Source organism: Streptomyces sp. SID1328 (assembly GCF_009865595.1).
Lineage (GTDB): Bacteria > Actinomycetota > Actinomycetes > Streptomycetales > Streptomycetaceae > Streptomyces > Streptomyces griseoluteus.
The window spans coordinates 1-9,680 of record NZ_WWKH01001024.1; the positions used below are offsets into that span (position 1 = coordinate 1).

6 protein-coding genes are annotated in these 9,680 nt (G+C 71.1%); 3 read left to right on the forward strand and 3 right to left on the reverse strand.

What is annotated here, in order from left to right; genetic code table 11:
* The coding region (locus GT030_RS33040; protein WP_161204221.1) for a S8 family serine peptidase at window positions 1–3,117 on the forward strand (3,117 nt) is incomplete at its 5' end.
* Window positions 3,118–3,448: 331 nt separating this feature from the next.
* A complete protein-coding gene (locus GT030_RS33045; RefSeq protein WP_161204222.1) occupies window positions 3,449–4,465 on the forward strand; it encodes an aspartate-semialdehyde dehydrogenase in 1,017 nt (338 codons plus the stop codon).
* A gap of 51 nt (window positions 4,466–4,516) precedes the next feature.
* On the opposite strand, the gene GT030_RS33050 is transcribed toward GT030_RS33045, so the two are convergent.
* The 3 genes from GT030_RS33050 to GT030_RS33060 all read right to left on the reverse strand — a co-directional run bounded on the left by GT030_RS33050 (window position 4,517) and on the right by GT030_RS33060 (window position 7,423).
* On the reverse strand, window positions 4,517–5,950 hold the full coding sequence (locus GT030_RS33050) for an oxygenase MpaB family protein (protein WP_237522987.1): 1,434 nt from the start codon (window positions 5,948–5,950) through the stop codon (window positions 4,517–4,519).
* A gap of 36 nt (window positions 5,951–5,986) precedes the next feature.
* Window positions 5,987–6,769, reverse strand: a complete 783-nt coding sequence (uppS, locus tag GT030_RS33055) for a polyprenyl diphosphate synthase (RefSeq protein WP_161204224.1) — start codon at window positions 6,767–6,769, stop codon at window positions 5,987–5,989.
* A gap of 141 nt (window positions 6,770–6,910) precedes the next feature.
* Window positions 6,911–7,423 carry a DUF1203 domain-containing protein gene (locus GT030_RS33060; RefSeq protein WP_161204225.1) on the reverse strand — a complete coding sequence of 171 codons (513 nt, stop codon included), beginning with the start codon at window positions 7,421–7,423 and terminating at the stop codon, window positions 6,911–6,913.
* Between the two features lie 113 nt (window positions 7,424–7,536).
* On the opposite strand from GT030_RS33060, the gene pepN reads away from it, so the two are divergent.
* A partial coding sequence (gene pepN / locus GT030_RS33065) for an aminopeptidase N (protein WP_161204226.1) occupies window positions 7,537–9,680 on the forward strand: 2,144 nt, incomplete at its 3' end.

Here is a 9,680-nt window from a genome sequence, read left to right on the forward strand (position 1 = left end):
GACGACGCCGACCGGCTCGCGGAGGCCAAGGCGGACGGCGCCAAGAGCGTCACGATGATGATCGCCACCGCGCCGGGCTCCACCGAGCAGGTCGCCTCCCAGCTCGACGCCGCCGGCACCGTGGGCCGCACCTTCGACAAGGTCGGCTACGTCCGTGCCACCGTGCCGACCGTCAAGGCCGACGCGGTCATCGCCGCCGCGGCCAAGCTGTCCTCGGTGCACGCGATCGACCTGCGCCAGGAGATCCCGCTGGACGACCCGGCGCCGGGCGCGGACACGGCGAAGGACGCCAAGAACGCCCGTACGGCGGCGGCCTACCCGGCACCCGGCAGCAAGACCCCGGCGAAGAACCCCTACAACCCCTCCTTCGAGACCGGTGCCGTCGACTTCGTCGAGGACCACCCGAAGGCGGACGGGCGCGGGGTCACCATCGGCATCCTGGACTCGGGGGTGGACCTCGGTCACCCGGCGCTCCAGAAGACCACCACCGGTGAGCGCAAGATCGTGGACTGGGTCACCTCCACCGACCCGGTGAGCGACGGCGACGGCACCTGGCGCCGGATGACCGCGGCGGTCTCCGGCCCGTCCTTCTCCGTCGGTTCCGGCGCGAACGCGGAGACCTTCAAGGCCCCGGCCGGCGCGTACAAGTTCAACTACCTGTACGAGTCCGCCACCACCGGCGGCGACATGAAGGGCGACCTCAACCGCGACGGTGACACCACCGACGCCTGGGGCGTGCTGTACGACGCGGCCACCGGCACGGTCCGCGTCGACACCGACGACGACCTGGACTTCACGAACAACCCGCCGATGAAGCCGTACAAGGACGGCTACCAGATCGGCTACTTCGGCACCGACGACCCGCAGACGGACGTCGTCGAGCGCATCCCGTTCGTGGTCGAGATCCGCAAGGACGTCGTCTACAACTCCTCGGGTGCCAAGGCGGATTACGTCAACATCGGCGTCATCGAGTCCGAGCACGGCACCCATGTCGCGGGCATCACCGCGGCCAACGGGCTGTTCGGCGGGAAGATGAACGGTGCCGCTCCGGGCGCCAGGATCGTCTCCTCGCGCGCCTGCACCTGGTCCGGGGGCTGCACCAACGTCGCCCTCACCGAGGGCATGATCGACCTGGTGACCAACCGGGGCGTGGACATCGTCAACATGTCCATCGGCGGCCTTCCGGCGCTGAACGACGGCAACAACGCCCGCGCCGAGTTGTACACCCGGCTCATCGACACCTACGGCGTCCAGCTCGTCATCTCGGCCGGCAACTCCGGCCCCGGCGCCAACACCATCGGCGACCCCGGCCTCGCCGACAAGGTGATCTCGGTCGGCGCCGCCATCTCCAAGGAGACCTGGGCGTCGAACTACGGCTCGGCGGTGGAGACCCCGTACGCGCTGATGCCGTTCTCCTCGCGCGGCCCGCGTGAGGACGGCGGCTTCACGCCGACCATCACCGCGCCCGGCGCCGCGATCAACACCACCCAGACCTGGCTGCCCGGCTCCCCGGTGGCCGAGGCGGGCTACACCCTGCCCGCCGGTTACTCGATGCTCCAGGGCACCTCGATGGCCTCCCCGCAGGCGGCCGGCGCGAGCGCGCTGCTGCTCAGCGCCGCCAAGCAGAAGGACATCGACCTCACCCCGGCCGTGCTGCGCACCGCGCTGACCTCGACCGCGCACCACATCAAGGGCGCGCAGGCGTACGAGGAGGGCTCCGGCCTGATCGACGTCGTGGACGCCTGGACCGCGATCCGGCTCGGCGCCTCGGCGCACGAGTACACCGTCAAGGCCCCGGTCGACACCGCGATCGACTACGCCCTGAAGACCCCCGGCTTCGGCACCGGCCTCTACGACCGCGAGGGCGGCCTGAAGTCCGGCCAGCGCAAGACGTACGACGTCACGGTCACCCGCACCACCGGCGCGGACCGCGCGGTCTGGCACCTGCTGAGCTTCGCCGACGACCCGGAGCACACCTACCGCGTCGTCGGCAGCCCGCTGGTGAAGCTGCCGCTGAACGAGCCGGTCACCGTCAAGGTGGAGGCCGCGCCGAGGTCGGTCGGGCTCAAGAGCGCGATCCTGCGCGTGGACGACCCGCTGACCGTGGGCGTCGACAAGCAGATCCTCGCCACGGTCGTGGTGGCGAGCCCGGTGGACTACAGCCGCTCCTTCTCCGCCTCGGTGCAGCGCAACAGCACCAAGTCGTACTTCCTGACCGTGCCCGAGGGCGCGAAGTCGCTGGAGGTGGCCATCGGCGGCCTGAAGTCCGGCAGCCAGACCCGGTTCATCGCCATTCACCCCTACGGGACGCCGGTCGACAACACCAGCACCCCGTACTGCTACAACAACTACCTCGACGGCAACGGCTGCAAGCCCGACGTCCGCTCCTACGCCGACCCGCAGGCCGGTGTCTGGGAGGTCGAGGTCGAGGCGCGCCGCACCTCGCCCCTGCTGGACAACCCCTACAAGCTGGACGTCTCCGTGCTCGGCGCGGTCTTCGACCCGGAGACCGTAACCGTGCCCGAGGCGAAGGTGGGCGTCCCGGCCACCGCGTCCTGGAAGGTCACCAACAAGTACGCCGCGCTCGACGGCAAGCTGGTCGGCGGCCCGCTCGGCTCCGCGAAGGCCGCCCGCCCGGCGATCAAGGAGGGCGAGACCGCGACCACCACGGTCGACGTCCCGGCCGGCGCCAAGTCGCTGGACGTGGCCATCGGCAAGGTCTCGGACCCGGCCGCCGACCTCGACCTCATGGTCTACGACGCCTCCGGCAAGGAGGTCGGCACGTCCGCCGACGGCGACTCGGAGGAGGCGGTCTCCCTCCCGTCCCCCGCCGCGGGCACGTACACGGTCAAGGTCGTGGGCTACTCGGTCCCGGCCGGCTCCACCGACTACGACTACCGGGACGTGTTCTTCTCCGACAGCCTCGGCGCGGTCACGGTCGACGGCTCGGCCCCGGTGAAGCTCGACACGGGCGCCTCGGCCACGGTGACCGGCCAGGTCACCGCCGCCGCAGAGGCCCCGGCGGGCCGGGAGTTCTTCGGCCGTGTCCAGCTCGTGAACGCGCGCGGCACGGTCGCGGGCACCGCGAGTGTGCAGATCGGGGAGGTCACGCCGTAACCGGCTGATCCCCTGGCCGAGGGGGCGGGTGTCCTGGTGGGCGCCCGCCCCCTCGGCGTGTGCGGCGTACGTCACACCGCCGTATGGCGGTGGGCCGGACGGGCAGGGACCGGACAGCACGGCTTGCGGCCGACGGGTCCGGGGGAGGGAACTTCTGCGGCCGCTCCCGGCGCGGGACCGCAGGTCCGCGGGCCGTCCGAAGGGTACGGGTGTCCCTCACACCGGGCACACCCGTACAAAGGATTGGACACGCGGCCCTGTGTCGGCCGCATGATGGAAAAGTGCCGGTCAAGCAAGTGACCCGGTACTGGGACAGACAGAGGGAGTCGTCGTGAGGGTCGGAATCGTCGGAGCCACCGGTCAGGTCGGCACGGTCATGCGCAAGATCCTCAAGGAGCGGGACTTCCCGGTCACCGAGCTGCGCCTGTTCGCCTCCGCCCGCTCGGCCGGGACCGTGCTGGACGGCGTGACGGTGGAGGACGCCTCGGCCGCCGACTACTCCGGCCTGGACATCGTGCTCTTCTCGGCGGGCGGTGCCACCTCCAAGGCGCTCGCGGAGAAGGTCGCCGCGCAGGGCCCGGTCGTGATCGACAACTCCTCGGCCTGGCGCCGGGACCCCGAGGTGCCCCTGGTGGTCTCCGAGGTGAACCCGCACGCCATCGCGGACCGCCCCAAGGGCATCATCGCCAACCCGAACTGCACCACGATGGCCGCGATGCCGGTGCTGCGCCCGCTGCACGAGGAGGCCGGGCTCGAGGCGCTGGTCGTCGCCACCTACCAGGCCGTCTCCGGCTCGGGTCTCGCGGGCGTGGCCGAGCTGCACGGGCAGGCGCAGAAGGTCATCGCCGACGCCGACAAGCTGACCCACGACGGCGACGCGGTGGACTTCCCCGAGCCGGCGGTCTACAAGCGCCCGATCGCCTTCAACGTGCTCCCGCTGGCCGGGTCCATCGTGGACGACGGCCTCAACGAGACCGACGAGGAGCAGAAGCTCCGCAACGAGTCCCGCAAGATCCTGGAGATCCCGGAGCTGAAGGTCTCCGGCACCTGTGTGCGCGTCCCGGTCTTCTCCGGGCACTCCCTCCAGGTCAACGCCCGCTTCGCCCGCCCGATCTCCGTCGAGCGCGCGACCGAGCTGCTGGCGCAGGCGCCGGGTGTCGCCCTGTCCGAGATCCCGACCCCGCTGCAGGCGGCCGGCCAGGACCCGTCGTACGTGGGCCGCATCCGCGCCGACGAGACGGTGGACCACGGCCTCGCCCTGTTCATCTCCAACGACAACCTCCGCAAGGGTGCCGCGCTGAACGCGGTGCAGATCGCGGAGCTGGTGGCGGCCGAGCTGAAGAGCTGACCGGGCACCGCCGCGCGCCCCAGGCATCCCCGGGTGCCCGGGGCGCCGCCGTCACGCCTCGGTGAGCAGCGGGTCGTAAGGGGTGGAGCGCCGCCGTCCGGACATGAAGGTGAGGAAGTCCTTCACGAACGCGCCGAGCGTGTACACGCCTGCGGCGTCGGTGTCGCGGCGGAACGCGGTACGGAACAGGTCCCGGTACTCGACCGCGTCGATGTGCTGGTTCCCGTCCTTGTCGGTGACGTCGAACAGGACCTCGGCGACCCTGATCAGCGCGGGCCCGGCCAGGGCGGGAGCCGCGGCCGCGTACTCCTGTGCGCTGACCCGGCCGTCGCCGTCGGCGTCGAGCGCCGTCTGGAGTTCCCGCCACCAGTCGGCGTAGGCGTTGTAAAGCCTGGTCTCCTCCGGCTCGTCCAGGTCGAGGCGGGTGGACATCTCCCGTGCCATGGCGGCGAGGTCCGGCCAGTCCAGAAAGCCGTCACCGGTCTGGTCCAGGACCTCCCTGAAGAACTCCTCGGCGCTGCGCCGCGGCCCGGTCCCCCCGCTCGTGGCGCGCTGCGCCGGGACGGTCCGTGCGGGTCCGGGCTCCGCGGGAACGGGCGTGATCAGCCGCAGCAGGGCGCCGGCGCGTTTCACCTGGTCCCGCAGAGCGGTGACCGTCCGCATCCGGGGGTCGTCGCTGTCGGGGGACAGGGCCAGCAGATCGGCCACCCCCTGGGCGTGGACCCAGCCGCCGGGCAGGAAACGGGCCAGCCCGGCGGCGAGGTACGTGCTGTGCATCAGGGTCTGGGCGCCGGGTGTCTCGGGCAGTCCGGCCCTGCGGCGGAAGGACTCCGGCAGCGAGGCGACGGTGATCGCCCCGATGACGGGCCCGGCGACGGCCCGGCCCGCCCCCCACAGGGTGGGCAGGCCGGCCAGCAGCGGCGGCGCGGGGAGATGGTCGAAGAGCTTGTAGAGGACGATCCGCATGGCCTCCGTGTTCTCCAGCTCCTCCTCGACCACGCGGTCGTAGTACGGCCAGAACTCGTGGAGGGTCGGCGGCAGGAACCGGGCGTCGTCACCCAGGGCCGTGTGGAACGCCTGGAACCCGGTGTAGAGCCGTTCCATGGCGGCCTGTTCGAGGACCTGTCCGCTCAGCCGGTGCATGGTGACGGCACTTTCGAACATGGTGGCCACCACCCAGGCGCGGGCGTCGGGGTCCATCGCGCTGTACGACCGGTTCTGCGCGTCGGTGCCGTTCATCCGCCCGTGCAGGCGGTTGAGCCGCGCGGCCTCGCGGCGTCGCACCTCGTCGTCCGGGCCGAACATGCGCTGCGTGCTCGTGAAAGTGTTGCGGAGCCGTCGCCAGGGGTGGGTCACGAACGACGAGTGGTCCACGAGAGCCGCCCCGATCTGAGGGTGAGCGGCCTCCAGCACGGTCGCCCGGATGAGCGCCAGCGCCCAGCGCGGATCGTTGAAGATCTCGCCGTGCTCGTCCAACCGGTCCATGGGCGGGTCACCATCCCTGCTCGACGAATCCATGAGTCATCCGTTCACGTTCGGCCGCACACCGCCGAAGCGGCGGTCCCGCTGCCGGTAGGCGTGCACGCACTGCACGAAGTGCGGCGCGCGGAAGTCGGGCCAGAGCACCGGCGGGAAGATCCACTCGGCGTAGGCGACCTGCCAGAGCATGAAGTTGGAGATGCGCTGCTCACCGGAGGTACGGATGACCAGGTCCACGTCGGGCGTGTCCGGGAAGGGCAGGTGAGCGGCGAACACCTCCTCGTCCACGCCTTCGGCCGGCAACCCGCTGCGGATCAGCGACCGGGCGGCTTCGACGATGTCCCCACGCCCGCCGTGGTCGAAGGCGACCGTCAGCGTCATGCCCCGGTTCGCGCCGGTCAGCGTCATCAGGTCGGCGAAGTCCCGGGCCAGCGGCGCCGGGATCCGCGAATCCGTCATCCCCAGGAACCGGCAGCGGATACCGCGCGCGTGCAGCAGGGCGGCGTGTTTGCGCACCACCCGCCGGACCAGCCGCAGCAGGAAGTCGACCTCCTCGTCGGGGCGCCGCCAGTTCTCGGTGGAGAACGCGTACAGCGTCAGCCACTCGACCCCGGCCGTCCGCGCCGCCTCGATGACGTCGATGACCGTCGCCTCCGCGGCCCGGTGCCCCGAGGTGCGCGGAAGCGACCGCTGGGTGGCCCACCGGCCGTTGCCGTCCATCACGCAGGCGACATGACGCGGCACCTCGCGTCGGCCGGAGTCCTCCGGACGACGGCGGGCGGAGCCGGGAGAGGGAGAATCGCCGGTCGCCCGCTGAGTGGCCATGACGCCCCTTCACTGCTCGTCTCCGCGAAGCGGCCCGCCCGGACCGGCGCGCCGCCCCTGGGCAACAGGGACAGCGTGACAGCGCACGGTGCCGGGAGGTGGCCGGGGACGGTCCTTTCACTCTTGGCGCTCCAGTGCGAATCAGCTGCCGTGGGGCTTCCCGGGCCTTCGCACCTCGTACAGGAAGCACCCGTACTCCACCGCCCTGACGTGCACCATCGCCACCTGCGGATCGGCGAACGCCTCGCTCAGGGCCGCCTCGAAGTCCTCGGGCGGGGTGACCAGACGGCCGCCGAGGATGCGGCCGTCACGGGAGTAGCGGCGCAGGACGCGGTGGGCGCCGGTGAAGGCCAGCCCGCCCCGGGGCGCCGGTCCGCCGCAGGGCCCGGCGTGGATGAAGACCGGGCCCTGCTCGTCGTACGCCCCCGGTTCGGCGCCGGTGTCCGCCGCCCAGCGGCGCAGGGGTGCGTAGGAGACCAGGGCGATGCGCTCACCCCGCTCGCTCCGTCGCAGACAGCAGCGCAGCGGGGCGCCGCCCTCCGCGTCGGTGACGGTGGTCGTCGGGCGTCCGGCGTCGTCCGAGGCGCGCAGTTCCGCGAGGACCGGTTCCGTGATGGCCCGCGCGGCGTGAAGGGTCGTGGCGTGTGTCGTCATGTGTTCCAGGCTGGTCCCTGGAAAGGCCCGGTGACCGGCGGGATAAGGACATCGCGTTCGCGGATCTCCCGTGGAAGGATGGCGCAACCCACACATAACGAGGAGATGACCGCGTGCCTGGCACAAACCTGACTCGGGAAGAGGCGCAGCAGCGGGCCGACCTGCTCAGCGTCGACTCGTACGAGATCGATCTCGACCTCACCGGCGCGCAGGAGGGCGGCACCTTCCGGTCCGTCACCACGGTGCGCTTCGACGTGGCCGAGTCCGGCGCCGAGTCCTTCATCGACCTGGTGGCCCCGGCCGTGCGCGAGGTGACGCTGAACGGGGACACGCTGGACCCGGCGGAGGTCTTCAAGGAGTCCCGGATCGCGCTGCCCGGTCTGCTGGAGGGCCGCAACATCCTGCGGGTGGTGGCCGACTGCGCCTACACCAACACCGGTGAGGGGCTGCACCGGTTCGTGGACCCGGTCGACGAGCAGGCGTACCTGTACACGCAGTTCGAGGTGCCGGACGCACGTCGCGTGTTCGCCAGCTTCGAGCAGCCGGACCTCAAGGCGACGTTCCGCTTCACGGTGACCGCGCCCGAGGGCTGGACGGTGATCTCCAACTCCCCGACGCCGGAGCCCAAGGACAACGTCTGGGCGTTCGCGCCGACCCCGCGCATCTCGACGTACATCACCGCGCTGATCGTGGGCCCGTACCACTCGGTGCACAGCGTGTACGAGAAGGACGGGCAGTCCGTGCCGCTCGGCATCTACTGCCGGCCCTCGCTCGCCGAACACCTCGACTCCGACGCGATCTTCGAGGTCACCCGGCAGGGCTTCGACTGGTTCCAGGAGAAGTTCGACTACGCGTACCCCTTCGAGAAGTACGACCAGCTCTTCGTGCCGGAGTTCAACGCGGGCGCGATGGAGAACGCGGGCGCGGTGACCATCCGCGACCAGTACGTCTTCCGGTCCAAGGTGACCGACGCGGCGTACGAGGTGCGGGCGGAGACGATCCTGCACGAGCTCGCCCACATGTGGTTCGGCGACCTGGTCACCATGGAGTGGTGGAACGACCTGTGGCTGAACGAGTCGTTCGCCACCTTCACCTCCATCGCCTGCCAGGCGTCGGCGCCCGGCTCCCGCTGGCCGCACGCGTGGACGACGTTCGCCAACTCGATGAAGACGTGGGCGTACCGCCAGGACCAGCTCCCCTCGACGCACCCGATCATGGCCGAGATCCGGGACCTGGACGACGTCCTGGTCAACTTCGACGGCATCACGTACGCCAAGGGCGCCTCGGTGCTGAAGCAGCTCGTGGCGTACGTCGGTGAGGACGAGTTCTTCCGGGGCGTGCAGGCGTACTTCAAGCGGCACGCGTTCGGCAACACGCGCCTCTCCGACCTGCTGGGTGCGCTGGAGGAGACCTCCGGGCGCGATCTGAAGACCTGGTCGAAGGCGTGGCTGGAGACGGCGGGGATCAACATCCTGCGTCCCGAGCTCGAGACGGACGCGGACGGTGTGATCACGTCCTTCTCGGTCCGCCAGGAGGCCCCGGCGCTCCCGGCCGGCGCCAAGGGCGAGCCGACGCTGCGTCCGCACCGCATCGCGATCGGCCTGTACGACCTGGACGACGCGGGCAAGCTGGTCCGGGTGAAGCGGGTCGAGCTGGACGTGGACGGCGAGCTGACGGCCGTGCCCGAGCTGACCGGCGTCCGCCGTCCGGCCGTGGTCCTGCTCAACGACGACGACCTGTCGTACGCGAAGGTCCGCCTGGACGAGGAGTCCCTCGCGGTCGTCACCGAGCACCTCGGTGACTTCGCGGAGTCGCTGCCGCGCGCGCTGAGCTGGGCCTCCGCCTGGGACATGACGCGGGACGGCGAGCTGGCCACCCGTGACTACCTCTCGCTGGTGCTGTCCGGCATCGGCAAGGAGTCCGACATCGGTGTCGTGCAGTCCCTGCACCGGCAGGCCAAGCTGGCGATCGACCTGTACGCCGACCCGGCCGCCCGCGAGACCCTGCTGACCCGCTGGACCGAGGCCACGCTGGCGCACCTGCGGACCGCCCAGCCGGGCAGCGATCACCAGCTGGCCTGGGCGCGTGCCTTCGCGGCGACCGCCCGTACGCCGGAGCAGCTCGACCTGCTGGAGGCGCTGCTGGACGGCTCCCAGACCGTCGAGGGCCTCGCCGTCGACACCGAGCTGCGCTGGGCGTTCGTGGAGCGCCTCGCCGCGGTCGGCCGCTTCGACGAGGCAGAGATCGCCGCCGAGTA

Excerpts from the sequence above, each read along its gene's own strand:
- GT030_RS33050 (WP_237522987.1), bottom strand. The coding sequence starts at position 5,950 with ATGGACCGGTTGGACGAGCACGGCGAGATCTTCAACGATCCGCGCTGG.
- GT030_RS33060 (WP_161204225.1), bottom strand. The coding sequence starts at position 7,423 with ATGACGACACACGCCACGACCCTTCACGCCGCGCGGGCCATCACGGAA.
- uppS (WP_161204224.1), bottom strand. The coding sequence starts at position 6,769 with ATGGCCACTCAGCGGGCGACCGGCGATTCTCCCTCTCCCGGCTCCGCC.